This window comes from Dyadobacter sp. AC419, assembly GCF_979253085.1.
Window position 1 is genome coordinate 1 of the sequence record NZ_CEEDCD010000011.1, and the last position, 21,974, is coordinate 21,974.

Genomic DNA, 21,974 nt, shown 5'->3' on the forward strand with positions numbered 1-21,974 from the left:
AAGAAAAGATAACATTCGAAATTGTAATCTTTAAATTATCCTATAAAAATGGCTTCGGTTAGACATATTGAAATCATATTTTTGAGCCATTTCTACCAAACATCATTTTGGTAGAACATTGTCAGAACGTTTGTATTCAGAATATTGTAGTATATTTGTACAAGAATTAGAGACAAAAACGAAACAAAAAACGTAAACACTATTAACGATGAAAAATACAAAAAACTTGTCCGTAGCAGCCTTGATGGCCATGACATTCGCAACTTACGCTAACGCTAATACTACTGCATATACAGTTGAAGAAAAAGTAAAGGTTACAGGATTAAGCAAAGCGCTTCCAGCTTCACTTCCAGTTTTGGAAAGTCCAGCTCCACAGAAAGCAAAAAATTCGGTTGACACCAACAATCACAGTGCATCACAAAAAGCAGCTATCGTAGGTCTACAATTGAAGAGCGCTACGAAGTAATTGAAATCAGCCTTAACTAAGAAGGTTTTATTGAGAATGAATTGTAAAAGAGGGAGATTATTTCTCCCTCTTTTTTTGTGCATAACCTATTCTCGGACGCCCGTTTTTTGCCATCTGATCAAGCCTTCGCGGATGTCGGCCAGGATTTGATAATCGTCTTTCACCCAGTTTCCCGAGTTGTGTTTGATGTGTTTGCCGTTGCGCAGATAATTTTCAAACAGCGCATAACATTCCATCGCATCCTCTTTGGAATGGAAGCTGTCGATCCAAACCTGCGGCACCTCATTCTTTGGTACAATTCCAATTCCGACATTGTACACCTTTATAATGCCTTTACTAAACTCCCACGAAATAAAATCTTGTTCGCGAATGTAAGCCGCCCGTAGTATGGAAGCATTATGGCCGATGTAATTGATCAGCCGGTCGAAGATCTGATCCTTCGTTTCCGCTGTATCCGGGCGGATGCGCCACATATTATTTTGAACAGAAAACGGATCTTCCCGGAACTTGTCTAAGGGCTGCCCGTATTGGGCAACTGACATGTTAAGGCCTGGCATAAATTCGACAACCAGCCGCTGTTTCCCGGAAGGGGAAGTTTCGGTAACCACCCTTAATTCTTCCGTTTTCCTGTTTGCTGTTAGGAGCAGTGATTGTTCGTCTTCGTCATAAGAATAATGTCCAAAATCGTATTTTCCTGTGTGATGAATGCGCGTGAATGTGCTGTCGGGAAAAAAGGACACCAGCACCTGGTCCATGCTGCCAGCGGCTTTGGACAAATCGCGATATTGATTACGAGCGCCATCCTTTTTACTAAAATCAATAAACCGCCAGGTTCCATTCAGTTTGCCCTTATGCAGGATCAGCGGATTAATGTCGGTAATCCGCCCCTGGTAATCCGCATTTTTTTTCTGCTTCACACCACGGTAAATGATGCCATGATGGTCCATCACCGTAATCATGATCAGCAATAATATTAGTTTGATCAGCGCCATTGTGAAACAAATCCTTTCTTGTTTAAAATAGTCCGCCGGAAGCGGTTAAGAGTATTTCCGGCAGCATTAGTGCTTATTCCAATCATTCTCAGCCCTTTCACCAAACACTATCTGATCGTAAAACCTATGCAAATCGTAAGGTCAGCGCCACTTTTCCTCATTTTCCTGCTGCTCAATTTCGGATATAATTTGAGAAATTCTTCCGAAGAAGTCGAAAAAATTGCAGGTTGCAGAAATTTCACTTTCTGCCGTTCAAAACGAAGCGGCGGAGACCATCAGTATATTCAGCGGAACAGATAAAAAGCCGATTTTGGTGCAGAACGCCAAAGCAAATTTCAGGCCATATCTGCACCCGATCATTGCGCCCGACGGCAAAGGCGTGCTCACCGAATACAGCCCGGGCCATCACAAACACCAGACTGGCATTTACTGGGGTTACACGCGCGTGAACGGCCGCGATTATTTTCACCATCCCGACGGCGATTACTGGAAAAGGGTTTCTGCAAAAGTGACCGAGGCAAAAGGCACGGAAGTGAAATGGCAAACGGTCTATAATCTGCTTGATTCGACTGGAAAGGCTGTTTTGACCGAAACACAAAATTGGTCGATGCGCTTTAAGGATGGGAAATATCTGCTTGATCTGGAATGGAATGGCGAAGCGCAGACGGATGTGACCATTGGAAAATATGATTACGGCGGATTATTTGTGCGCATGCCCTGGAAAGAAGGCATCAAAGGGGAAGTGATCAATGCAGCGCGACAAAAAAACGAAAAAGCAGAAGGTCAGGCTGCGATGTGGGTGGATATCGGCATGCAGGTGGAAGGCCGGGATAATCTTGCACACATTGCCATCTTCGATCATCCCAAAATAAAGGTTATCCGCAAACCTGGCGGGTCGACAGCCAGCTCGGCGCAGGCCCGGCACGCGCAAGAAAAGCCGCTTGGCACATTAAAAAAGGTGAAGCTGAAACCATTAAGCACGAATTGGTCATTTACACCGGCGAGCTCAATGATGTGGAATTGAACAAAACATTCGGTGAATTCATCGGTAACAACGGCACTTATAATACAGCTGCATTGTGGGCCATTGCGCAGAAAGAGGGTAGGGAAGCCAAATTCCTCAGCGCACAGGAAGCCGTTGCAGCGATGACCATTAAGGAGGGCTTTCAGGTTAATGCGTATGCATCCGAGCCGATGATGACACAGCCGATGGCATTTTGCTGGGACGATAAAGGGCGGATGTGGATTGCGGAAAATAAAGATTACGAGTCACGGGGAAAAGGCTTTTCCAATGCAGGCGACAGCCGTATCCTGATTCTGGAAGATACGAATGGCGACGGTGTTGCCGACAGCAGGAAGGTTTTCATGGAAGGCATTGCATTTCCGTCCGCCATTGCCGTTGGGTTCGATGGCGTTTTTGTAGGCGCGCCGCCGAATTTGCTTTTTGTACCCGATAAAAACGGTGATGACAAGGCTGATATGGACGACATTGAAGTGCGCTTGACGGGCTGGGGCATTCGCGACCGGCATGAAACGCTGAACAGTTTTCACTGGGGGCCCGATGGCTGGTTATATGGTTTGCAGGGTTTCGCAACGCCTTCCAAAGTCGGGAAGCCGAAGGATTAAGGGCAAGCTTTACAAGCATAAGGACCCGTTTCCAGAGAATTTTGAAGTTGAAAATGGCGTCGATATCAATGGTGGCGTGTGGCGTTATCATCCTACGAAAGCCATTTTCGAGGTTGTAGCACACGAGTTTTAGCAATCCTTGGGGGATAGATTATGACGCAAAAGGCCAGTTGCTGATGACGGCTTGCGTGATCCCGCATTTGTGGCACGTTATTCTGGGTGGCATTTACCACCGGCAGGGTGGACAGCATTTCAATCCTTACGTCATAATGATATCAAAACCATCGCCTATCACACGCACCGCTCGGCGCATGGAGGGGCGCGGGTTTATCTTTGGATGCTTTTCCGGAATCGGAGCGCGGTAATATTCATGGCCAACATTCATGAGCACGGCATATTATCGGATATTCTGACGCCGAAAGGCTCTGGTTTCAGCGGTAAGCACGGCGATGATTTTATGATGGCCAATAATGCGCAATGGGTTGGTTTTAGCATGGAAATCGGGCCGGAAGGCGGCATGTATGTGCTGGACTGGCATGACGCCGACATTTGCGGATCGGATGTTTTGAACTCGGAAACGGGCCGGATTTTCAGGATTATGCCGAAGCTTTCAAATGCTGAAAACTGGAAAGGGCGTTATGATGATCTGGGTAAAACGTCCGATCTGCAACTGGCCGACTGCAAACCAGTAAAAGCGAATGGCATGCGCGGCGGGCGAGAATTATCTTGCAAAACAGGGCCGTAAAGGGCAGTCTGAAAAGATGCGTTTGCAAAGCTGACAGACATTTATGCCAAAAACAGCAATGCCGATTACCGGCTTCGTGCGATGTGGGCCTTACAGGTTACCAATGCTTTGGATGCAAATACATTGTTAAAAGCGCTGGACGATAAGGGCATTTATGTTCGCGCCTGGGCGATCCAGTTTTTGTCTGAAAACAATAAACCTTCTAACTGAAGCCATTGCCAAATTTACAAAGCTTGCCAAGGACGATCCCTGCCGTTGTTTGGCTTTATCTGGCGTCAGCAATGCAGCGCATCGATCAGGCGCAGCGATGGAGCATTGCCGAAAAATCTGATCGCGCACCAAACTGACGCTGAGGACCATAACATTCCTAAAATGATCTGGTATGGCATTGAACCTTTGGTCAAAACCAATCCGGCAAAAGCTTTGGAAATGGCTGGAAGCAGCAAAATCCCGATGGCAACGCAATTTATTGCGCGCCGGACGGTGGATGCGGGGATGCTATTGAAGCCGTTGTGGCAGCGATTGGAAAAATGCCTGCGAACGATTTGGCACTCATGGAAGGCATGCGCGACGGGCTCGAAGGCAGAACCGACATTAAAACGCCTGCAAATTGGAAAGCGGTTTATGCCGCCTTAAAACAGGGAAACCAGCCGGCCGCCAAGCTGGCGCTGGAACTTTCGCAACATTTCGGAGACACCGAGGCGGCTAAAAACTTTCTCGTGACATTAAAAGATGCAAATGCCCCACTTGATCAGCGGCGAAAAGCGTTGCAAGGATTAGCCACCCGACAACGACCTGAGTTGGTCGCTGAGCTGCCGAACCTGCTTAATAACAAGGAGCTTAAACTAGACGCAATCCGTGCAATGGCAGGCTACGATAGTGAACCGCTGGGCAAATTGCTGATTGATCAATATCCAAAATTCAACGCAGCAGAAAAAGCAGAAGCCATTCAGAAGATTAGCCTTCGGCGCCCGAAATCAGGCTGGTTGCTTACGCAGGGAATTTCGAAGAATGTGATTCCAAAAAAGGACATTCCGACCTACGTTGCGCGCCAGCTCAGACGTGCGGTAGGAAGCGGTTTCGTGGAAGTTTGGGGGCCGATCCATCATGTCGCATTTGATGAAAAGGCTTATAAAAAATACAAAGGATTACTCACCGATAAGCATGTTTCCGAGCGAGCCGCAACCAGGGTCGCATGATTTTCCAACGGACTTGTGCGCCTTGCCATAAACTTTACGGCGAAGGTGGCATCATCGGTCCGGAATTGACAGGCTCAAACCGCGCCAATCTGGATCATCTGCTGGGCAACATTCTGATCCGAGCGGTGAAATCCAGGACGATTACAAAATGGTGGTCGTGACCACGCGGGATGGGCGCACGTATGTAGGCAACATTGCGAAGGAAACCGAACGTCAGGTTACATTGCGCATTGTGGGGCAGGATGCGGTTGCTATCAATAAATCCGACATTCAAACGCGTGAGGTTACGCCCGTTTCGATGATGCCATCCGGCCTTTTGGAAGCACTGTCGGACAAGGAAGTGACTGAGCTGGTGGCTTATCTGAGGACAACGGCACAGGTGGAAATGCCCAAATAAATGTCACAATACCAGTAATTTATTGTAATGCACTGGCTTTTGATTTAAATTATAATCCAAATCAAAAAGGAGATCGTTATGCGGGCATATTACAGGATTTTATTTGCGCTTATTGTTTCTATTGCAACAAACATTCATGTCAAAGCCGAACAGCCTGAGACATTGAAAATCGGCGCTGCGGCTCCGGATTTCAACTTAATGGGTGTCGATGGCAAAAAGTATTCGCTGAAAAGCTTTGCCGCAGCGCCCGTTTTGGCGATCATTTTTACGTGCAACCATTGCCCGACCGCGCAGGCATACGAGGACCGGATTAAGAAATTGACCACAGATTATAAAGCAAAAGGCTTCGCGCTGATTGCTATTTCTTCCAATGATCCCAAAGCCATTCGCCTGGACGAGCTCGGTTACACCGATCTGAGCGACACTTACGAAGAAATGAAGGTCCGTGCCAAAGATATGGCTTGCCAGAAATTTCCCTTATCTCTTCGACGGCGACGATCAAAAAACTGCATTGGCTTACGGCCCCGTCCGCAACGCCGCACATTTTTATTTTTGACAAAGCGCGCAAATTGCAATATCACGGCCGCATTGATGATGTCGAAGTCACCAACGGTCCCGCTCCGAAAAATACGGACGCCAAAAATGCCATTGAAGCATCGTTAGCCAACAAACCAGTTCCCGTTCCGTCGTACAAAAAGATTGCGGCTGCTCCATGAAATGGATCTCAAAAGAAGACGGTGTTCAGAAAGAAAAGGCAGGCTGGGCAAATGAACCCGTAACGCTGGAAACCATTGACGAAGTGGGTTTGAAAGAGCTGATCAGCAACAAATCCGACAAGCTGCGGCTGATCAATGTGTGGGCAACCTGGTGTGGTCCGTGCGTAACGGAATTTCCTGATTTCATGACCATGCACCACATGTATCGCCAGCGTGATTTTGAATTTGTATCGATCAGCGCCGATAATCCGGATAAGAAAGAAAAGGCATTGAAATTCCTGCAAGGAAAATTCGCATCGAATAAGAATTATATTTTTAATATGGAAGATAAGTATAAAATGATTGAAGCGATTTGATCCTCAATGGCAGGGCGCATTGCCTTACACAATTCTCGTAGAGCCGGAGGTAAGTATTCGCGTATGCGCAGCAAGGCCCCATTGATCCGCACAAAATGAAAAAGATCGTCGTCGAAAATAAATATGTAGGCAGATATTACTAATAACCAGATCATTAACCTTTACAAATCATGGCAGAACAAGAATTTTCAAGACGTCAGTTTCTGAGTGCAACCGCACTTTTAACCGCTGGCGTAGGCCTTTTGCCGCGCGCAGGCTTCGGTTTTCCGGCTTATATCAAAAACCTGGGGCAAACCCAATTCCCTATTCAACGGCGTGCAGGTCGGCGCGATCACATATTGATGGCGGAGCATGCCGGGCGGCGCAGAGGACATTTTGAAATACTGCATTGATGCCAACATCAGCGCGATTGAATTGATGGGACCAACCGGAGAATTATTTTGCGGGCGCACCGGAAGGACCAAAAATGCCACCCTGGACCGGAGGCAAGCGCCCCGAACTCACCGACGAACAGACAGCCGCGCAAGCAGAACATCTGGTAAAAATGGCAGAGTGGCGCGCCAAAGTGCCGATGGATAAATTCGTGCAGCTGCGTAAAATGTATAATGATGCCGGCGTAAGCATTTATGCATTCAAACCATCTGCATTAGGCGAGAAAAACACGGATCAGGAAGTGGATTATGCGTTTCGGGCGGCGAAAGCGCTAGGTGCAAACCAGGCCACCATTGAGCAGCCGCACCGATCCTGCGCAAACCAAAAGACTGGGTGACATTGCTGCTAAAAACAAAGTGTATGGTGGGTTACCACGGCCACACGCAGCAAACGCCTGAATCCTGGCGGGATACGGCTTCTAAACGAATCAAAATACAATGCGATGAATTTTGACATGGGACATTACGTTGCAGCCGGTTTTCGACCCGATCCCATTGATTCGAAACAAAGCACGATCACATTGTGAGCATGACGTGAAAGACCGGAAAAACAAGGAAAACGGCGGCGCTAACGTGGTTTGGGGACAAGGCGATACGCCTATCACCGCAGCTTTGGAATTGATGCGCGCCAGAAAATAAAGTTTCCGGCAACCATTGAGCTGGAATATGAAATTCCAGCAGGCTCAGATGCAGTGAAGGAAACCGCAAAATGCGTCGAGTATGCCCGGAAAGCATTAGGTGCTTAACCAAATAAGTTTTTGTGCTGCCGCCTGTTTTGACAGGCGGCATTTTTTTGTCTTTTCGAAAACACTTTTCATTATTAATCCGCTTGTTTCTCACATTGTTAAGGTTAAGTCTAAATAAAGTGTGTGTCCGTATTTATTCTAAATTAAAAATATACTAAGTTCACAGCACAAACCATTCTGACCAGGCCGGTTACCACTTCTACGGCTTTAATTGTAAAACATTATTCTGTGAAACAGACTTACACTTTTCGCAAGCTGATCAATGATCTTCATCTTTGGGTTGGCTTACCCAGTGCGCTCATTCTCTTCATCATGTGCTTTACCGGCACCATGTATGTGTTTCAAAGGGAGATTACGCAGTGGGTTGACAGCGATAAGTTTAGTGTAAATGTGCCCGCAAATGCTAAGGCGCTGCCCCTTTCGGAACTTTCAAAACGCGTTCAGGCGGGTAAGGAAGGCAGGATCTCGAACATTCAAATCGCCCAATACGCGGATGAAGCCTGGACTTTCGGGCTCAGTACAATTGATAAGGAAGCAAAGCCTGAAATTGAAAAAAGAGGGTCCAAATGCGGGTAAGCCCAAAATTAAGGAAAAAACCACGAGCTATCTCGTTGATCCATACACAGGCAACATTCAGGGCGATGCCAAAACGCCTGCGACGGAGTTTTTTGCAACTGTGCTCCAAATGCACCGCTGGTTGTTGATGGAACACGATTTAGGTGGCGCAATAACGGGCACCGCTGCATTTATGATGCTGTTTTTAACATTGTCAGGATTGATATTATGGTTTCCTGCGAAGATCAAAAGCTTCAAAAACAGTCACATCTGGAAGCAAGGTCTTAAAATTAAAACCGATGGAAACTGGAAGCGAATCAACTTTGATATGCACAAAGCGCTTGGTTTCTATGCCTTTGTTTTTGTGACCATTATGGCGATTACAGGACCGTATTTCGCTTTTGACTGGTATAAAAAGAATTTTAGCGGCGCATTGGGAACAGTGCCTCTTAACAAAAACAATACATTGGAATCCACATTATCGGCTTCACAACAGCCAATGGATCTGAATGCGATCGTGGCCAATGTGGACAAACTTTATCCTTACAGCGGCACCGTCAAGCTTGCATTGCCGAAAGATTCCATAGGCAGCATTGCTGTTCAAAAAGCAGCTTCCGGCTTCATGACGTCGGCCGCTGTGGACCGGGTTACATTGGATCAATATTCGGGTAAAGTGCTCAAATTGGATCGCTATGCGGATAAAACGACGGGTGAAAAGATCGTAGCATCCGTCAAATTCATTCACACGGGCGAGCTTTTTGGTACATTTTCAAAGATCATTTATTTCATTGCCGCATTAATTGCAACGAGCTTGCCGGTAACCGGTTTTTGTATCTGGTTAAACAAAGGCAAGAGCGCGAAAGGAAAAGCAACGCGGCAAGCGGTTTCCAGCGCAGGAGCGCGGCATTTCTGTTCGGAGAAAACACAAGCCTAATAATCAGCCTGCCTGAAATAATTTATTGAAATGATCAATCCGGGGCAAAGCAGCGCTCCGGATTTTTTTGTGCCCTTTATGATGCAGTTTGCTTGTCATTACTAAGTGGTTGAAAAATATTTAGGTAAAAATTTGTTCGTACCAAATTTTTCCTACCTTTATCGCATTGATTCAATTAGATTAAAATGGAGCCTACAAAATCAGAATTAGAAATATTACAAGTGCTTTGGGAGCATGGTCCGTCTGACGGTCAGGTTTGTGAATGATAAGCTTAATGAAGAAAAGCGCGCAGTGCAATATTCATCAACATTAAAACTCATGCAGATCATGGCTGAAAAGGGCATTGTGATCCGTGACGAAAGCAGTATGAAGCACGTATATAGCCCGGCGGAATCGGAGGATAAAACCAAAAACGCGCTGCTTTCGAAGTTCGTGGACTCGATGTACAAAGGCTCAGCGTCAAACCTGGTTATGCAGCTTTTTGGCAATAAAAACACGTCGCAGGAGGAATTAAATGAGATCAAAGATTTTTTGAAAAAACTGGATCAATAACACCTGATCATCAATCCGTTAGCCATGAATATTAATGAACCGCATATCCAAAAACTGTTGCAGGCGGTTTGCCTGACGCTGCTCCATTCCATCTGGCAGGGCTTTATCGTTGCCATTCTGGCGGGCATGGTCCTGATGCTTACCAGAAAAGCAAAACCGGCCATTCGATACAACTTGCTCGCAGCATTAATGTTCACTTTTTTTGCTGCTGCCTTTTACACTTTTGTCACGTTGCTGCCTGCTAATGAGGGAATTCCCAAAAGTGAAGCGATAAATGTAACTGCTGTCAGTTGGAGCGCTGGCAACGGAGGTTTGCATGCTGTTAATCTGACCAACATTTCTGGAACCAGTTCATGGAGCAGTCTTATCATTGATTTTTGCAGCCAAAATGCGCAGCTCATTGTGGCGATCTGGTTTTTGATTTTTATGCTGAAATCTTTCCAGGCGACGGCGGGAATGCTTTACATCCATAAGATCAAAACGCGGAATGTGCATCCGCTGCGTGCAAGCTGGAAAAGCAGGTTTAATGTGCTTGCTGAGAAGATGAAGATCAGTCAGTTGATTCAGGTCATTGAATCTGAAAATGTGGCTGTTCCTATGGTTATTGGTATTTTTAAGCCGTTGGTAATCATCCCTTTTGGCATATTTACAAATTTTCCTGAAACGCAGATTGAGGCCATTTTGCTTCATGAGCTGGCGCATATCAAACGACGTGATTATTTGGTGAATCTGATCCAGATCTTTTGTGAAAACATCTTCTTTTTCAATCCCGCATTGCTCTGGCTATCTCAGTTGATCAAAGAAGAAAGAGAGCATTGCTGCGACGATCTGGCGATTGCAGTGATGGAAAATAAGACATCATTTGTGCACGCACTTGTTTCTTTTCAGGAGTATAATGTAAAGGGTGCCGCATTTGAAATGACCTTTACAAAGAAACGTAATCATCTGCTGGACAGGATCAAACGAATTATTTATAGCAACAATAAACCTTTAAACGCCATGGAAAAATTATTTGTCACATTCAGTTTAGTTGCCGCCCTAGCACTTTCAGCCGCAATCCCGCAAGACGCTTCCCAACCTGCCCGCATTGATGTTGTGCAAGCCGCTCCAAAATCCGCGCCGCCAATGACATCCGCCATCCCAAAAGAGCCGATTTCGATTGTACAAGAGGATACATTGCCAAAGAAGAGAAAAGATCAAACGGTTGAAGTCAACACGAATGCGGACGTGGAGGTGAATGAAAACATATCCATCAACACGGACTATAATTCGAATTCTCAGATCAACGTAACAAGCAGCGGTATAAGCACTTACAGCATTAGTGTCGACGGTAAACATTATGATATAGTTAAGATCAAAGACAAGATTACCACCCTCATGATCGACGGAAAAGAGATTTCGAAAGAGCAGTTTTCAACCTATCAGGATGAAATTGACAAGGTCCTGGAAAAGATTGAAGAAGAGCACGAAAAAGCAGAAGTCCACAGAAAGGAATCAGAAAAGCATCGCGCCGAAGCAGATGTAATGCGCAAACATGCCGACGAGCAGCGCGCGAAGGCTGATGAAATGCGTGTTTATGCAGATCAGCAACGCAAGCAGGCCGACATAGCACGGGTAGAAGCGGAGCAGCATCGCATTAATGCTGATAAGGACAAAGAACGATTCGAAGGCATGCAGGATGACATTATTGATGACCTCAAAGATGCAGGGGTGATCAAGAGCAGGACTGATCTTTCTTACAAATTCAATGAGAACGAACTCACAGTTAACGGTGAGAAGCAACCGGAATCACTGCATAAGAAGTTGAAAGAAAAATATATGAACGGCAAAAACTTCGAAATGCTGTACAACTATGGCAGTAAGTCAAGCTCCTCTACAGGAATACATTATAAAAAGTAGGATAGCGCGTTACTCGCGAAAAGACAAGTAAAACAAACGCTGCGTTGTATTTTATAAAAATATCAACGAACGTGTTTTACGATGCATCGCAGGACCTTTATAAAAAATACAGCCGTGGCCGTTGCGGCAGGCGCAGCAGTTTCATCAGGTTTTTCTTTTAAAAATCAGAGTGCTAAGAACAAGCTTCCAAAATGGAAAGGCTTCAATTTGCTTGATTTCTTTTCCCCTGATCCGAATTCCAGCAGAAAACCAACGACCGAAGAACAGCTTAAATGGATGAGCGATTGGGGTTTTGATTTTGTCAGAATTCCGATGGCTTATCCAATGTATCTTAAATTTGACCGGAGCAAAAATATTACTCCCGAAGAAGTCTATCAGGTTGACCAGCAGGCTGTTGATCGCATTGATAACCTGGTCTCGCTGGCGCATAAGCACAATATGCACGTAAGCCTCAACTTGCACCGTGCACCTGGATATTGTGTCAATGCAGGCTTCAACGAACCTTATAATCTTTGGACGGATCAAAAAGCATTGGATGCATTTTGCTTCCACTGGAACATGTGGGCGAAGCGATATAAGACTGTTTCTTCCAAGCAGATTAGTTTTGATCTCCTCAATGAGCCCAGTATGCGTGAGGATATGAATGATCAGCATTCGAAAAGGACTTCTGTGCCGGGCGAAAGTTACCGCAAACTTGCGCTTGCCGCCTCAGAAGCGATCAGGAAAGAGAATCCAATGCACTTGATCATTGCAGACGGCAACGATGTGGGAACTTCTGTCATACCGGAACTGGCTGATCTGGACATTGCGCAAAGCTGCCGCGGTTATCATCCGGGCGTTATTTCCCATTACAAAGCGCCGTGGGCGAATAAGGATCCCGAAAATCTTCCCGAACCGAAATGGCCTGGACAAGTCGGCAACCAATATCTCAGCCGTGCGATGCTCGAAAAATTTTATAAACCCTGGATTGACCTCGTAGGCAAAGGCGTAGGCGTGCATTGCGGTGAATGCGGCTGCTGGAACAAAACCCCGCACGACGTTTTCCTGGCATGGTTCGGCGACGTGCTCGACATCCTTTCTTCTAATGGAATCGGCTTCTCACTTTGGGAATTCGCCGGCGACTTTGGTGTGCTGGATTCCCGCCGTGACGATGTTGCCTATGAAGATTGGCACGGGCACAAGCTCGATAGAAAGCTGCTGACGCTTATGATGAAATACTAAATTATTTTAGTTCAGCAAGTAATCCGTTCAGGTTGAGGCTCTTGGTGTACATTTCAACGGTTCCATCTTCCAGGAAATTCCAGGATTCCCTGGGCCGGTCCCAATACAATTCGACGCCGTTATTGTCCGGATCATTGAGATATAATGCTTCTGAAACGCCATGATCGCTTGCGCCGGATAACGGATAACCGGCCAGTTGGAGCCGGTTGAAAATTGTTGCCAGGTCTTTTCTGGTCGGATAAAGGATGGCAGTATGAAACAGGCCGACGCCCCGTTGCGGAGCAGCCGGAGCTCCCTCGCTATACCAGGTGTTGAGGCCGATGTGATGGTGATATCCGCCGGCAGAAATAAATGCTGCCTGTGCGCCATATCTGGCCATCATTTCAAATCCAAGCAAACCGCAATAGAAGTCAAGTGCGCGTTCCAGATTGGAAACTTTGAGGTGAACATGTCCAATGCTCGTCAATGCGGGAATTTTATAATCTGAGGTTTCCATAGGAGGGGGTTATGGTTGATTTTGCCAATCAATTTACATCAAGTTGCGGTAAATAATTCCCCCAAAGGCCTTTACCAAGAAATCAGTCTATAATCAGCTATCCTTTTTTGATGAACCGCCGAACAGCATTGTCCTCCATCCTGGCCGTTTCCGGTGCAGGCATTTTACCCGAAGAAGCAGTTAAAAGCAAAGCGCAACCCTTTATTTATTCATTAAATATGAGCACGTTGCGTGGCCATAAGTTAGGGTTTAGGAAGGAGCTGGAAGTGGCTGCAAAAGCAGGTTTCGGATCAGTGGAAATCTGGATCAACACATTGCAGGATTATCTTAAAGAAGGCGGATCTATAAAAGATGCCAAGAAAATCATTGATGATCTGGGTATTAAAGTGGAGGACGCGATTGGGTTCGCCACGTGGATTGTAGACGATGAATCCGCACGATCGAAAGCATTGGAGCAGCTGAAAGTGGAAATGGACCAATTGGCACAAATTGGCTGTCCGCGCATTGCCGCTCCGCCCATGGGAGCTACAACGGGTGCGTCATTGGATCTGGCAAAAGTCGCTGAGCGTTATCGGACTATTCTTGAATTGGGAGACAAAACCGGCGTTGTGCCGCATCTCGAATTATGGGGTTTTTCGAAAATCTGAGCCGGGTAGGAGAGATATTATATGTTGCAGTGGAATCAGGGCACCCTTCTGCGCGGTTGCTGATGGATGTTTATCATTTGCACAAAGGCGGATCGGGAATGGATGCCGTGAAAGATGTTGGCAAGCCGTTGGTTGAAATTTTCCACATCAACGATTACCCGGCAACGCCGCCCCGCGAAACGATCACCGATGCAGACCGCGTTTATGCAGGAGACGGTGTGGCTCCATTAAAAGATCTTTTGAAGTCATTAAAAAACCCGGATCGACCTGTAATCCTCTCCTTTGAGGTTTTTAACAAAGAATATTATGCACAGGATGCACTATTGGTTGCCAAAACCGGCCTGGCTAAAATGAAGAAGGTTACGGAAGGCGTCTGAGTTAAAGCTTGTTCATAAAAGCCAGAATGCTCAGCACCAGCCCGGCAATGGTTGCGATAGCTGAAAGGATGATCGCAAATATGGCTGCAAATCCTTTTGCGCCGGTTTGGGAAGTTACCAAAAACCGATCATCTGTTTTATAATCAGTGGATTGCTTCGTGCGCAACGTGTAAGTTCCGGGCCGGTCCACATGTAACCTGGCAATCGGTACAATGCGGTTTCCCGACATATCTTTGCGCATTCCAAACATATTAACGGCTTCAAATACTGCAAGTTCTTGCTGATCAGCAACTCTTACCAACCTGAATTCGCAGTCGGTTGGAATTGCACCAGCAACAGACCGGCGTTTATAAGCAATTTCATAGTCGCCAGCCGCGACAAATTCAATCGTGTTATCATCTGTAATAGCCGGAAATTCCGTTTTCGGCCCGGCATAGACTTGCATGATCCGGCCAATGCTTTTGATCAAAAAATAAACGCCGGTGAGGCAGAGGACCGGAAAATAAGATTTTAAGCAGCATAGTGTTCGTGTTATAGTGTAATGTTTAAATTTCGGGTCCGGATTGCTTTGCTAGGGCGTTGTCAAAGTATTTTTTTACCAAAATGGTGATGAAACGTTTCAAGTAAACATCATTGAAAAACACATTGGAAAAGTTATCGAAACGCTGCGATTGCACGCCCAGATAGAAGAAATACAAACTCGCTCCGAGCATCGGGATCAGCCTTTTTTCTTCATCTGAAATCTTCGTTACCGATTCATATCCTTCCAGGAAGCTGCTGACTTTTAATGCACATTCGTCAGGATCCTTCTCAACGCTGTGCACTTGCAGAATATAATAAGCCAGGTCGAGGCAAAGCCATCCGTTTCCACAAAAATCAAAGTCGAAAAGCGTCGCCTCGTTATTCTTCCCGATCACCATATTGTCAAACCAAATGTCAAGATGCACGGCTCCTTTTCTTAATTGGGTCTCGTCGGCGTTGTCGAATGTTGCTATCAAATGTCGCTGTGCATTGCGCATAAAAGCCATTTCTTCACTGTCCGCTGGAAGGAATTCTTTCGATTTCCGTTAGCGAATCAATCAGGATCTCCTGTTTCGTATAGGTAACACGGTCAAGATGAAAATCCTGCGTCAGGACATGCATGCGCGCCATCATGACGCCAATTTCGCGATGCAGATCAGGAGAAAAGTTCAGCTGTTTTTCACCAGTCGCGAACGTAAACATGCCGCCGAAACGCTCGCCTTCCGGCGCGCTTAATGTCTGAATATAATGTTGAGCAGCATCAGGAATGGGATAAGAAACAGGAATTCCGTTGGCTTGTAAATGCGTTAGCAGCCGCAATTCTTCCTGAATTTCTTTCTCCGAGCGCCAGCCAAGCGTGTACAAACGGAAAATGTATTTTTCACCTGATGCATTGACAAGATATGTGTGACTAATGCCCGCTTTTAACAATTTACAAGTGACTTCTTTGTTGGGAAAATATTTTTCCTGCAAAAAAATAGCGAGGTGAACCGTGGACAGGTTCGAGCTGGTGACGGGGAAATGCGACATGGGAAGATTTACTGTGAACTGCGAAATTAGATATTCATTGTAACTTAATTTGCTTTTTACTTGAATATGCGTCAATTTGTCCGTCAATGCGGGGCATAATTATTTGCCGGTAAGAAGGATGATCTTTTGGTAATTCAAATATTTATATGAGTGAAATAAAATTGAAGCTGGACGAGCGTAAAAGAGGCGCTTTTGTGATTGAAGAAGAAGGAAAGCAGGTTGGGGAAATGGTTATCGGGCTCAGCGAAACTGCGTTAACTGTTTATCATACAGAGGTTAACCCTGAAATGGAGGGCAAAGGCCTGGCCAAACTAATGCTGGAAGAAATGGTTGGTTATGCCAGAAGCAACAATCTGCAAGTGGTGCCGCTCTGCGAATATGTGCATGTGCAGTTCAAAAGGCATCCGGACGATTATGCGGATGTTTGGCGTAAATAACCGTTGCTATACAACTGTTTCTTGCGGCTTAGGCAGATAAATCACGAATGTCGCGCCCTTATCCGGTTCACTTTTAGCCGTAATATAGCCATTGTGATTTTGAACGACTTTCTTACAAAGCGCCAGGCCGATTCCCGAGCCTGAAAACTCACCGCGTCCGTGCAGCCGCTGAAACATTTGGAAGATCCTGTCCAGATATTTTTCGTCAAAACCAATCCCATTATCGCGCACTTCCAGGCATATATATGAATGTCCTGGAAGCAGCCGGGGCATATTTGCAATTTCTGCGTCGTCTAGGTCGGTGGCGTGAATTTCGATCACCGAATGCACGTCTGGTTTCCTGTATTTGATCGCATTACTCAGCAGATTCTGAATGAGTTGCGTTAATTGTGACGGGTTGCCCCAGACGGCTGGCAAAGCGCCAACCTTTATCTCAGACTTCTGCTCTTCAATTGAAAATTCCAGGTCTGCAATCACCGTCGAAACGTATTTTCTCAAGCTTAACCTCTTCAAAAGCACTGTCCCGTGTCGTAAGTCTGGAATAAGCGAGCAAATCGTCTATCATGCTAGACATTCGCTTGGATGCATCCTGGATCCGGTTCAGCATAAAAACGCCGTTTTCATCCAATGCATCGGCGTAAACCGTCTGCAACCGCGAGCTGAATGATTGAATTTTACGCAATGGCTCCTGCATATCGTGACTTGCAGCGTAGGCAAATTGCTGCAAATTGCTGTTTGAATTAACGAGTTCCTGATTCGCCTGATGCAATTCCTCAGTCCGCTTCTGAACCCTTCTTTCGAGCTCGTTGGCAAGCTGGCGATATCGTTCTTCGCTTTTTTCCAGCTCCTGGCGCGATTTAACCTGTTCGGTCACATCCACGGCCATATCCAGGATTGCATATATTTCTCCCTTTGCATTGCGCAGAGGCTTGTAAGTAAAATCGAAATAAAAGGTTTTGAGCTTGCCGTCGATAACCAAATCACAAGCGCTTCCTTGCGCCGCATGCGGTATGCCGGTTTCATAAATGTGATCAAGAATTTTGAGAAAAGGCTGGTTTTGTAATTCAGGCAGCGCGTCACGCAACGGCATGCCAATGACGCCATTGCCCTTACCCCAGATTTTCAACATGGCCTCATTAGGCAATTCAATGATCATGTCTTTTCCTACAAACATGGATGTCGCTACGGGCGCTTGCGCAATAAGCGTGCGCAAATGCTCCTCGCTGGCCCGAAGCCGGTTCTCTGACTCAATCCGGTCCGTAATGTCCATGACGATGCCCGAAATTGAAACGGGCATTCCGGATGTGTCATATAAATATTGACCGATCACCCTGATCCAATGCACAGAGTCATCATGCCACACAAAACGTGCTTCATAACGCAGCTGGCCCGTTTTATGCGCTATTTCGTATTCCTGTGACCGCTTATCGTGATCCTCAGGATGAATGTGATTGATAAAGATACTTCCCGGGTCAGATCCTTGGTCTCACGGCCGGTCAGAATGCGGGCCATTGTGGGTGAATAAATGATATTATCCGAATCAAGCTCAATCAAAAAAGAGCCTGCTCCCGAACCTTCGACCGTCATGGCCGCTTGCTTATCTGCCCAGGCGGCGCGCTCGACGTGTGGAAACTTCATCCGTAATATTTCTGGAAATGCCTGGCGAACCGGTAAGCCTGTCCATCTTCGCCAAAATACGCTTTTCCAGTGCAATGCAGCCAGCGCAATATTTTATCGGTCGCGCCAATCGTGCGGTAACGCATATCGTACACACCGCGAAGTTCCGGGTCCAGCGCGTCTTTAACGGCAGCTGCAACTTTTTCCCGGTCGTCAATATGAATGTAATAAAGCAGATTATCGTAATGCAACACTTCTTCGGCCGGATTACCATAAAGCTGGCGGCACCGGTCATCGAAATACGTAATGCCGGTTGTCGGATCAAGGTTCCAGGTGCCAAGCTGTGCGGCTGTAAGTGGCAAATCGGCAAATTGGCCTCTGCTTTCCTGGTGCGCGTGATCTGAGATCTATTTTTTTGGAAAGAATCCTTATTGTCGTGAAGCGTATCGATCATTTTATGAAAATCCAACTGGTGTGCGGTGCTTGGCAACCGTAAATGCTCATTCTCCGGTAAAAATAATGATATTACTCGTAATTAGTAAAGAATATGACGGATCGACTTTTATCAAAAGTCAGGAGAAAACCATCTCGCCATGATCAGAATTTCAGCTCATCTTTTTGCCTGCCGCATTCCTTTTGCTCACCGGCTTTGCACTGCTGCCGCAAAAAAAGCGGGTTCTCACTCTTTGACGGCAGAACATTCAATGGCTGGGAAGGCGACACGGTCAAAACCTGGAAAATCGAGGATGGAGCCATTGTGGGCGGATCTTTAACCGAGACGGTTCCGCAGAACGAATTTCTGTGCACTCGGAAAACTTATTCGAATTTTAATCCTCAATGTTAAATTCAAACTGACAGGAAATGAAGGTTTTATCAACACAGGCGTTCAGTTTAATAGTGTCCGTTCCAAAGATCCTGCTTACGAAATGATTGGTTATCAGGCGGATTTGGGCGAAAAATTCTGGGCAAGCCTTTATGACGAATCCCGGCGGAAACAAAACGCCGACCGGCCCGGATTCGGCTGCGGTCCTCAAATTGGTCAAGCTCAACGATCGGAACGATTACCAGGTGCGCAGTGAAAACGGGCGCATAAGGATCTCTTTAAATGGCAAGCAAACAGTGGATTACAAAAGAACCCGATAAATCCATCCCGCAGCAAGGCATCATTGGATTGCAGATTCACGGGGGCGGGAAGGCAAAGGTTTATTACAAAGACATTTACATTGAAGAATTGTAGCCGCCGCATTGCCTTCATGCAGCGGTCGTAACTATTTCCAGGCTTTCAGCAGCCTACGGGCAACAACGATCTCAGCGGTGTGATATGCATTGTGATCCTCGCGATCAGCATGGCTTCACGCAGCAAGCTCTGACCGGTTCCCCAGGGCAGCGGGCCCAAAAGGTCGTTTTTTTCGTCTTCAAGCAATTGGAGAAAGCGCTGCTCATCGGCATCAATCTGTTTTAATGACTCATTCCAGATCTCATCACTAACATTTTCGACGGGCTCAGGCCAGTAATCGGTCCGGCCACGACCAGCTGACTCCACCAGCTTCCTCAGAAGTCGAGAAATCTACAATCGTCTTTCTGCTGCAATGCGAACGTCGTTCCATCATGCATGCCGAATGCTGTGCAGGGAGATTTGCGAGCATTACGCCGCAGCAATTCAAGCCCTGGCTGAGGAATCAGCGACCGTTCATCTTTAAAACTAACGTGTGCATTGCCTTTTTCTATCAGGCTAACCAGTTCACTTACGAGTTTATTTCGTTGCGTGTTATCCATGAATTTTGACAAAAAAATCGTTATGGCGATACAACATATCAATTCCTTATTTTAGTGGAATTAACACAATGTAACATTTTAGTCATATTTCGCAATGAATCCTACCCGACGGAAATTTCTCAGAAATGTAACAGCTGCGTCAGCGCTGCTCGCTACTGAAAGTATTGCCAAACCTTTTAACATTATTAAGGATCTCAAAAAAATCAGTCCGAATGACAAAATCCGCTTCGCCACAATCGGGATGGGGATTCAGGGTCATCAGGATACAAAAGCCGCACTTCGGGCGCGCCGGACGCAGACATTTGTAGCCGCCGCAGACTTGTACGACGGCAGACTGACGCGTGCCGTGAAGGAAGTTTTTGGAAAGGACATTTTCACCACCCGCGACCATCGTCAGATCCTCGAACGAAAAGACATTGACGCCGTGCTCATTGTTACGCCCGACCATTGGCATGACCACATCACAAAAGCGTCATTGCAGGCTGGCAAGCACGTTTATTGTGAAAAACCAATGGTGCATCACATCAACGAAGGTCGGATTCCGCGATCGATGCCTGGAAAAAATCCGGTAAAACCATGCAGGTTGGAAGCCAGCGAATCAGTTCAGCATCATTTAAGGAAGCAAAACGGCTTTTTCAGGCAGGAGAAATCGGTGAGATCAATTATGTGGAATCGAATAATGACCGTTTCAACTCAATCGGCGCGTGGGAATTACTCCATTCCGACGGACGCTTCGCAGACCACATTGGATTGGGACCAGTTCCTGGGTGACGCACCCAAAGTGCCATTTGATGCCAAGCGTTTTTTCAGATGGAGAAATCATCAGGATCACGGCACCGGCGTAGGAGGGGATTTATTTGTCCATTCTGATCACTGGCGTGCATTTTGTAACCAACTCCTTAGGACCCGAGCGCATCATGCTTTCAGGCGAACTCAGTTATTGGAAAGACGGTCGCGATGTGCCGGATGTGCTGGTTTCGATTTTGGATCATCCCAAGACAGAGCATTCCATGGCGACAGTTCCAGATGGTGTTGCGAGTGAACTTGGCAAATGCATTGGCGCAATTGCCAACAGGACCCGCATTATCGGAACAGATAGGACAGATTGAGATTATTATACAGACAAGCAATTTGGTCGTTACCAAGCAAAAACTGCCATAAATTGGCGCCCGGTTTCTGGAGGTCATGGCAGCCATCACCAGGTTTTCTGAAAGCGAGCAGAAAGAGTTTAAAAAACAACATGACGCCCAATATCCGGAAGATACGCGCAAGGCGGATCCGGTTAAAGAAGTAAAGTTTACAGCGCCTGAAGGAAGACGATGCGCACGCCAATCACTTTGCCGACTTTTTTGACAATATCAAGAAAGGCAGCGTTGGCACCGTAGAAGATCCGATTTTCGGTTTCCGCGCGGCAGCACCCGTTTTGGCTTGCAATGAAAGTTATTTTTCCAAAAAAATCATCAACTGGGATCCGGTTGCAATGAAGGTCAAAAAGAAATAAACCAAACACAATGAAGATCCTCGCTGACTGGTTCCACCGGATACATTGCGCAGCGATTACTTCCGGTGTTACTGGAAGGAGGTCATCAGGGTTTTTCGCTGCGTGCGTGACAAGCAGCGTTTCAATGGTCAGCAATTTCCTGGTGCAGAAATTATTGAAGTCGATTTCCTCCGTGAGGAAAAAACGCTGGCTAACATTCCAGTCGACATTGACGTCGCTGATCATCTTCTCGATCCACTCCGATGTCCGCCAGCGGCGAAGATTTCGAAAAGCTGGAAGGAATTACTGCTAAACATTTCAAGCAGCGCATTTCTGGAGGCTCAATGCCAGACAGGTCATTTACCTGAGCGGCATTATCAATGAAGAGGATCTTTCCAAACATTTGCTTTCACGAAAAAATGTGGAGGAGATCCTGAAATCCGATCATTATGCATTGACTACGCTGCGCGCGGGCATTATCGTAGGCTCGGGCAGTGCATCATTCGAGATCATCCGGGATTTGGCGGAAAAGCTCCCGGTCATGATCGCACCGCGCCGGCTGCATACGCAATGCCAGCCCATAGCCATCCGCAATGTGATCGACTTTCTTAACGGGCACATTGTTTTTACAAGAAACCTACAACAAAAGTTTTCGACATCGGCGGCCCTGACGTGCTGACTTACAAGGAAATGCTCTTAAAATTTGCGGCAGTGCGCGGATTGAAAAGACGCATTCTGGTTGTGCCGGTCATGACGCC

The 21,974-nt window shown here is 46.4% G+C and carries 37 protein-coding genes and 1 pseudogene; 26 read left to right on the forward strand and 12 right to left on the reverse strand.

Annotation, left to right across the window (positions count from 1 at the left end):
• The first annotated feature begins 208 nt into the window (after positions 1-208).
• Positions 209-466 (forward strand): hypothetical protein, encoded by a 258-nt coding sequence (locus tag AC0IYG_RS04580; RefSeq protein ID WP_471709864.1) that lies wholly within the window; start codon positions 209-211, stop codon positions 464-466.
• Between the two features lie 86 nt (positions 467-552).
• Here AC0IYG_RS04580 and AC0IYG_RS04585 read toward each other — a convergent pair whose 3' ends face one another.
• The gene (locus tag AC0IYG_RS04585; protein ID WP_471709865.1) at positions 553-1,458 is read right to left on the reverse strand and encodes a hypothetical protein; all 906 of its coding nucleotides are present in this window, start codon (positions 1,456-1,458) and stop codon (positions 553-555) included.
• Between the two features lie 379 nt (positions 1,459-1,837).
• Here AC0IYG_RS04585 and AC0IYG_RS04590 point away from each other — a divergent pair.
• From AC0IYG_RS04590 to AC0IYG_RS04675, 18 genes and pseudogenes are all read left to right on the forward strand, one after another.
• Positions 1,838-2,433: pseudogene (locus tag AC0IYG_RS04590) on the forward strand (DUF6807 family protein); the annotation flags it as partial.
• A gap of 9 nt (positions 2,434-2,442) precedes the next feature.
• Positions 2,443-3,084 carry a PVC-type heme-binding CxxCH protein gene (locus AC0IYG_RS04595; RefSeq protein WP_471709977.1) on the forward strand — a complete coding sequence of 214 codons (642 nt, stop codon included), beginning with the start codon at positions 2,443-2,445 and terminating at the stop codon, positions 3,082-3,084.
• Positions 3,085-3,286: 202 nt separating this feature from the next.
• On the forward strand, positions 3,287-3,829 hold the full coding sequence (locus tag AC0IYG_RS04600; RefSeq protein WP_471709866.1) for a hypothetical protein: 543 nt from the start codon (positions 3,287-3,289) through the stop codon (positions 3,827-3,829).
• A gap of 81 nt (positions 3,830-3,910) precedes the next feature.
• Positions 3,911-4,039 (forward strand): hypothetical protein, encoded by a 129-nt coding sequence (locus AC0IYG_RS04605; RefSeq protein ID WP_471709867.1) that lies wholly within the window; start codon positions 3,911-3,913, stop codon positions 4,037-4,039.
• Between the two features lie 45 nt (positions 4,040-4,084).
• On the forward strand, positions 4,085-4,465 hold the full coding sequence (locus AC0IYG_RS04610; RefSeq protein WP_471709868.1) for a hypothetical protein: 381 nt from the start codon (positions 4,085-4,087) through the stop codon (positions 4,463-4,465).
• On the forward strand, positions 4,360-5,028 hold the full coding sequence (locus tag AC0IYG_RS04615; RefSeq protein ID WP_471709869.1) for a hypothetical protein: 669 nt from the start codon (positions 4,360-4,362) through the stop codon (positions 5,026-5,028). The genes AC0IYG_RS04610 and AC0IYG_RS04615 overlap by 106 nt, the downstream gene beginning before the upstream one ends.
• Positions 5,025-5,189, forward strand: a complete 165-nt coding sequence (locus AC0IYG_RS04620; protein ID WP_471709871.1) for a hypothetical protein — start codon at positions 5,025-5,027, stop codon at positions 5,187-5,189. Before AC0IYG_RS04615 ends, AC0IYG_RS04620 begins: the two co-directional genes overlap by 4 nt.
• The gene (locus tag AC0IYG_RS04625) at positions 5,177-5,425 is read left to right on the forward strand and encodes a hypothetical protein (protein ID WP_471709872.1); all 249 of its coding nucleotides are present in this window, start codon (positions 5,177-5,179) and stop codon (positions 5,423-5,425) included. Before AC0IYG_RS04620 ends, AC0IYG_RS04625 begins: the two co-directional genes overlap by 13 nt.
• Before the next feature lie 78 nt (positions 5,426-5,503).
• The gene (locus tag AC0IYG_RS04630; RefSeq protein WP_471709873.1) at positions 5,504-6,088 is read left to right on the forward strand and encodes a redoxin domain-containing protein; all 585 of its coding nucleotides are present in this window, start codon (positions 5,504-5,506) and stop codon (positions 6,086-6,088) included.
• Between the two features lie 49 nt (positions 6,089-6,137).
• Positions 6,138-6,497 carry a TlpA disulfide reductase family protein gene (locus AC0IYG_RS04635; RefSeq protein WP_471709874.1) on the forward strand — a complete coding sequence of 120 codons (360 nt, stop codon included), beginning with the start codon at positions 6,138-6,140 and terminating at the stop codon, positions 6,495-6,497.
• A gap of 170 nt (positions 6,498-6,667) precedes the next feature.
• Positions 6,668-6,889 (forward strand): twin-arginine translocation signal domain-containing protein, encoded by a 222-nt coding sequence (locus AC0IYG_RS04640; protein ID WP_471709875.1) that lies wholly within the window; start codon positions 6,668-6,670, stop codon positions 6,887-6,889.
• A gap of 74 nt (positions 6,890-6,963) precedes the next feature.
• Positions 6,964-7,266: a hypothetical protein gene (locus AC0IYG_RS04645; protein WP_471709876.1), complete on the forward strand. Its 303-nt coding sequence runs from the start codon at positions 6,964-6,966 to the stop codon at positions 7,264-7,266.
• Positions 7,267-7,378: 112 nt separating this feature from the next.
• A complete protein-coding gene (locus AC0IYG_RS04650) occupies positions 7,379-7,567 on the forward strand; it encodes a hypothetical protein (protein WP_471709877.1) in 189 nt (62 codons plus the stop codon).
• 335 nt (positions 7,568-7,902) lie between these two features.
• A complete protein-coding gene (locus AC0IYG_RS04655) occupies positions 7,903-8,250 on the forward strand; it encodes a PepSY domain-containing protein (protein ID WP_471709878.1) in 348 nt (115 codons plus the stop codon).
• Positions 8,222-9,163, forward strand: coding sequence for a PepSY-associated TM helix domain-containing protein (locus tag AC0IYG_RS04660; protein WP_471709879.1), 942 nt, complete (start codon positions 8,222-8,224; stop codon positions 9,161-9,163). Before AC0IYG_RS04655 ends, AC0IYG_RS04660 begins: the two co-directional genes overlap by 29 nt.
• A gap of 234 nt (positions 9,164-9,397) precedes the next feature.
• Positions 9,398-9,715, forward strand: coding sequence for a BlaI/MecI/CopY family transcriptional regulator (locus AC0IYG_RS04665; protein WP_471709880.1), 318 nt, complete (start codon positions 9,398-9,400; stop codon positions 9,713-9,715).
• A gap of 24 nt (positions 9,716-9,739) precedes the next feature.
• Positions 9,740-11,614 (forward strand): M56 family metallopeptidase, encoded by a 1,875-nt coding sequence (locus AC0IYG_RS04670; RefSeq protein ID WP_471709881.1) that lies wholly within the window; start codon positions 9,740-9,742, stop codon positions 11,612-11,614.
• 81 nt (positions 11,615-11,695) lie between these two features.
• Positions 11,696-12,835, forward strand: coding sequence for a glycoside hydrolase family 5 protein (locus AC0IYG_RS04675; RefSeq protein ID WP_471709882.1), 1,140 nt, complete (start codon positions 11,696-11,698; stop codon positions 12,833-12,835).
• 1 nt (position 12,836) lies between these two features.
• On the opposite strand, the gene AC0IYG_RS04680 is transcribed toward AC0IYG_RS04675, so the two are convergent.
• Complete coding sequence (locus tag AC0IYG_RS04680) at positions 12,837-13,331, reverse strand: VOC family protein (RefSeq protein WP_471709883.1); 495 nt, start codon at positions 13,329-13,331, stop codon at positions 12,837-12,839.
• Between the two features lie 110 nt (positions 13,332-13,441).
• Here AC0IYG_RS04680 and AC0IYG_RS04685 point away from each other — a divergent pair, with 110 nt between their 5' ends.
• Positions 13,442-13,978, forward strand: a complete 537-nt coding sequence (locus AC0IYG_RS04685) for a sugar phosphate isomerase/epimerase family protein (protein WP_471709884.1) — start codon at positions 13,442-13,444, stop codon at positions 13,976-13,978.
• Complete coding sequence (locus tag AC0IYG_RS04690) at positions 13,957-14,355, forward strand: TIM barrel protein (protein WP_471709886.1); 399 nt, start codon at positions 13,957-13,959, stop codon at positions 14,353-14,355. Before AC0IYG_RS04685 ends, AC0IYG_RS04690 begins: the two co-directional genes overlap by 22 nt.
• A 1-nt stretch (position 14,356) precedes the next feature.
• Here the strand turns inward: AC0IYG_RS04690 and AC0IYG_RS04695 are convergent, their stop codons facing one another.
• The 3 genes from AC0IYG_RS04695 to AC0IYG_RS04705 all read right to left on the reverse strand — a co-directional run bounded on the left by AC0IYG_RS04695 (position 14,357) and on the right by AC0IYG_RS04705 (position 15,906).
• Positions 14,357-14,824: a hypothetical protein gene (locus AC0IYG_RS04695; protein WP_471709887.1), complete on the reverse strand. Its 468-nt coding sequence runs from the start codon at positions 14,822-14,824 to the stop codon at positions 14,357-14,359.
• Positions 14,825-14,900: 76 nt separating this feature from the next.
• On the reverse strand, positions 14,901-15,383 hold the full coding sequence (locus tag AC0IYG_RS04700; RefSeq protein WP_471709888.1) for a phosphotransferase: 483 nt from the start codon (positions 15,381-15,383) through the stop codon (positions 14,901-14,903).
• 4 nt (positions 15,384-15,387) lie between these two features.
• Positions 15,388-15,906 (reverse strand): phosphotransferase enzyme family protein, encoded by a 519-nt coding sequence (locus AC0IYG_RS04705; protein WP_471709889.1) that lies wholly within the window; start codon positions 15,904-15,906, stop codon positions 15,388-15,390.
• A 146-nt stretch (positions 15,907-16,052) separates the two neighbouring features.
• On the opposite strand from AC0IYG_RS04705, the gene AC0IYG_RS04710 reads away from it, so the two are divergent.
• Positions 16,053-16,343, forward strand: coding sequence for a GNAT family N-acetyltransferase (locus AC0IYG_RS04710; RefSeq protein ID WP_471709890.1), 291 nt, complete (start codon positions 16,053-16,055; stop codon positions 16,341-16,343).
• Between the two features lie 6 nt (positions 16,344-16,349).
• Here the strand turns inward: AC0IYG_RS04710 and AC0IYG_RS04715 are convergent, their stop codons facing one another.
• From AC0IYG_RS04715 to AC0IYG_RS04730, 4 genes are read right to left on the reverse strand one after another with little or no spacing between them, the layout of a single operon-like run.
• On the reverse strand, positions 16,350-16,841 hold the full coding sequence (locus AC0IYG_RS04715; RefSeq protein WP_471709891.1) for a sensor histidine kinase: 492 nt from the start codon (positions 16,839-16,841) through the stop codon (positions 16,350-16,352).
• Positions 16,792-17,805, reverse strand: a complete 1,014-nt coding sequence (locus tag AC0IYG_RS04720) for a sensor histidine kinase (protein ID WP_471709979.1) — start codon at positions 17,803-17,805, stop codon at positions 16,792-16,794. Before AC0IYG_RS04720 ends, AC0IYG_RS04715 begins: the two co-directional genes overlap by 50 nt.
• Positions 17,745-17,981 carry a hypothetical protein gene (locus tag AC0IYG_RS04725; protein ID WP_471709892.1) on the reverse strand — a complete coding sequence of 79 codons (237 nt, stop codon included), beginning with the start codon at positions 17,979-17,981 and terminating at the stop codon, positions 17,745-17,747. Before AC0IYG_RS04725 ends, AC0IYG_RS04720 begins: the two co-directional genes overlap by 61 nt.
• Entirely contained in the window at positions 17,978-18,322 is a 345-nt protein-coding gene (locus tag AC0IYG_RS04730; protein WP_471709893.1) for a PAS domain-containing protein, read from the reverse strand. Before AC0IYG_RS04730 ends, AC0IYG_RS04725 begins: the two co-directional genes overlap by 4 nt.
• A 185-nt stretch (positions 18,323-18,507) precedes the next feature.
• Here AC0IYG_RS04730 and AC0IYG_RS04735 point away from each other — a divergent pair, with 185 nt between their 5' ends.
• A complete protein-coding gene (locus AC0IYG_RS04735) occupies positions 18,508-18,804 on the forward strand; it encodes a 3-keto-alpha-glucoside-1,2-lyase-like domain-containing protein (RefSeq protein ID WP_471709894.1) in 297 nt (98 codons plus the stop codon).
• 261 nt (positions 18,805-19,065) lie between these two features.
• Positions 19,066-19,197, forward strand: a complete 132-nt coding sequence (locus AC0IYG_RS04740; RefSeq protein WP_471709895.1) for a hypothetical protein — start codon at positions 19,066-19,068, stop codon at positions 19,195-19,197.
• 45 nt (positions 19,198-19,242) lie between these two features.
• Here the strand turns inward: AC0IYG_RS04740 and AC0IYG_RS04745 are convergent, their stop codons facing one another.
• Positions 19,243-19,503, reverse strand: a complete 261-nt coding sequence (locus AC0IYG_RS04745; RefSeq protein ID WP_471709896.1) for a hypothetical protein — start codon at positions 19,501-19,503, stop codon at positions 19,243-19,245.
• Between the two features lie 8 nt (positions 19,504-19,511).
• The gene (locus tag AC0IYG_RS04750; protein WP_471709897.1) at positions 19,512-19,736 is read right to left on the reverse strand and encodes a hypothetical protein; all 225 of its coding nucleotides are present in this window, start codon (positions 19,734-19,736) and stop codon (positions 19,512-19,514) included.
• Between the two features lie 94 nt (positions 19,737-19,830).
• Here AC0IYG_RS04750 and AC0IYG_RS04755 point away from each other — a divergent pair, with 94 nt between their 5' ends.
• Positions 19,831-20,778 (forward strand): Gfo/Idh/MocA family protein, encoded by a 948-nt coding sequence (locus tag AC0IYG_RS04755; RefSeq protein WP_471709898.1) that lies wholly within the window; start codon positions 19,831-19,833, stop codon positions 20,776-20,778.
• Between the two features lie 255 nt (positions 20,779-21,033).
• On the opposite strand, the gene AC0IYG_RS04760 is transcribed toward AC0IYG_RS04755, so the two are convergent.
• The gene (locus tag AC0IYG_RS04760; RefSeq protein WP_471709899.1) at positions 21,034-21,462 is read right to left on the reverse strand and encodes a hypothetical protein; all 429 of its coding nucleotides are present in this window, start codon (positions 21,460-21,462) and stop codon (positions 21,034-21,036) included.
• A gap of 157 nt (positions 21,463-21,619) precedes the next feature.
• On the opposite strand from AC0IYG_RS04760, the gene AC0IYG_RS04765 reads away from it, so the two are divergent.
• Positions 21,620-21,895 carry a hypothetical protein gene (locus AC0IYG_RS04765; protein WP_471709900.1) on the forward strand — a complete coding sequence of 92 codons (276 nt, stop codon included), beginning with the start codon at positions 21,620-21,622 and terminating at the stop codon, positions 21,893-21,895.
• Positions 21,896-21,974: the final 79 nt, after the last annotated feature.

Bases quoted from the DNA above. Each gene is read 5' to 3' on its own strand.
- AC0IYG_RS04580 (WP_471709864.1), top strand. From the start codon at position 209: ATGAAAAATACAAAAAACTTGTCCGTAGCAGCCTTGATGGCCATGACA.
- AC0IYG_RS04585 (WP_471709865.1), bottom strand. From the start codon at position 1,458: ATGGCGCTGATCAAACTAATATTATTGCTGATCATGATTACGGTGATG.
- AC0IYG_RS04605 (WP_471709867.1), top strand. From the start codon at position 3,911: ATGTGGGCCTTACAGGTTACCAATGCTTTGGATGCAAATACATTGTTA.
- AC0IYG_RS04615 (WP_471709869.1), top strand. From the start codon at position 4,360: ATGCCTGCGAACGATTTGGCACTCATGGAAGGCATGCGCGACGGGCTC.
- AC0IYG_RS04620 (WP_471709871.1), top strand. From the start codon at position 5,025: ATGATTTTCCAACGGACTTGTGCGCCTTGCCATAAACTTTACGGCGAA.
- AC0IYG_RS04625 (WP_471709872.1), top strand. From the start codon at position 5,177: ATGGTGGTCGTGACCACGCGGGATGGGCGCACGTATGTAGGCAACATT.
- AC0IYG_RS04630 (WP_471709873.1), top strand. From the start codon at position 5,504: ATGCGGGCATATTACAGGATTTTATTTGCGCTTATTGTTTCTATTGCA.
- AC0IYG_RS04635 (WP_471709874.1), top strand. From the start codon at position 6,138: ATGAAATGGATCTCAAAAGAAGACGGTGTTCAGAAAGAAAAGGCAGGC.
- AC0IYG_RS04640 (WP_471709875.1), top strand. From the start codon at position 6,668: ATGGCAGAACAAGAATTTTCAAGACGTCAGTTTCTGAGTGCAACCGCA.
- AC0IYG_RS04645 (WP_471709876.1), top strand. From the start codon at position 6,964: ATGCCACCCTGGACCGGAGGCAAGCGCCCCGAACTCACCGACGAACAG.
- AC0IYG_RS04665 (WP_471709880.1), top strand. From the start codon at position 9,398: ATGGTCCGTCTGACGGTCAGGTTTGTGAATGATAAGCTTAATGAAGAA.
- AC0IYG_RS04670 (WP_471709881.1), top strand. From the start codon at position 9,740: ATGAATATTAATGAACCGCATATCCAAAAACTGTTGCAGGCGGTTTGC.
- AC0IYG_RS04675 (WP_471709882.1), top strand. From the start codon at position 11,696: ATGCATCGCAGGACCTTTATAAAAAATACAGCCGTGGCCGTTGCGGCA.
- AC0IYG_RS04680 (WP_471709883.1), bottom strand. From the start codon at position 13,331: ATGGAAACCTCAGATTATAAAATTCCCGCATTGACGAGCATTGGACAT.
- AC0IYG_RS04685 (WP_471709884.1), top strand. From the start codon at position 13,442: ATGAACCGCCGAACAGCATTGTCCTCCATCCTGGCCGTTTCCGGTGCA.
- AC0IYG_RS04690 (WP_471709886.1), top strand. From the start codon at position 13,957: ATGGGGTTTTTCGAAAATCTGAGCCGGGTAGGAGAGATATTATATGTT.
- AC0IYG_RS04700 (WP_471709888.1), bottom strand. From the start codon at position 15,383: ATGGCTTTTATGCGCAATGCACAGCGACATTTGATAGCAACATTCGAC.
- AC0IYG_RS04705 (WP_471709889.1), bottom strand. From the start codon at position 15,906: ATGTCGCATTTCCCCGTCACCAGCTCGAACCTGTCCACGGTTCACCTC.
- AC0IYG_RS04710 (WP_471709890.1), top strand. From the start codon at position 16,053: ATGAGTGAAATAAAATTGAAGCTGGACGAGCGTAAAAGAGGCGCTTTT.
- AC0IYG_RS04725 (WP_471709892.1), bottom strand. From the start codon at position 17,981: ATGAAGTTTCCACACGTCGAGCGCGCCGCCTGGGCAGATAAGCAAGCG.
- AC0IYG_RS04735 (WP_471709894.1), top strand. From the start codon at position 18,508: ATGACGGATCGACTTTTATCAAAAGTCAGGAGAAAACCATCTCGCCAT.
- AC0IYG_RS04740 (WP_471709895.1), top strand. From the start codon at position 19,066: ATGGCAAGCAAACAGTGGATTACAAAAGAACCCGATAAATCCATCCCG.
- AC0IYG_RS04750 (WP_471709897.1), bottom strand. From the start codon at position 19,736: ATGGATAACACGCAACGAAATAAACTCGTAAGTGAACTGGTTAGCCTG.
- AC0IYG_RS04755 (WP_471709898.1), top strand. From the start codon at position 19,831: ATGAATCCTACCCGACGGAAATTTCTCAGAAATGTAACAGCTGCGTCA.
- AC0IYG_RS04760 (WP_471709899.1), bottom strand. From the start codon at position 21,462: ATGATCAGCGACGTCAATGTCGACTGGAATGTTAGCCAGCGTTTTTTC.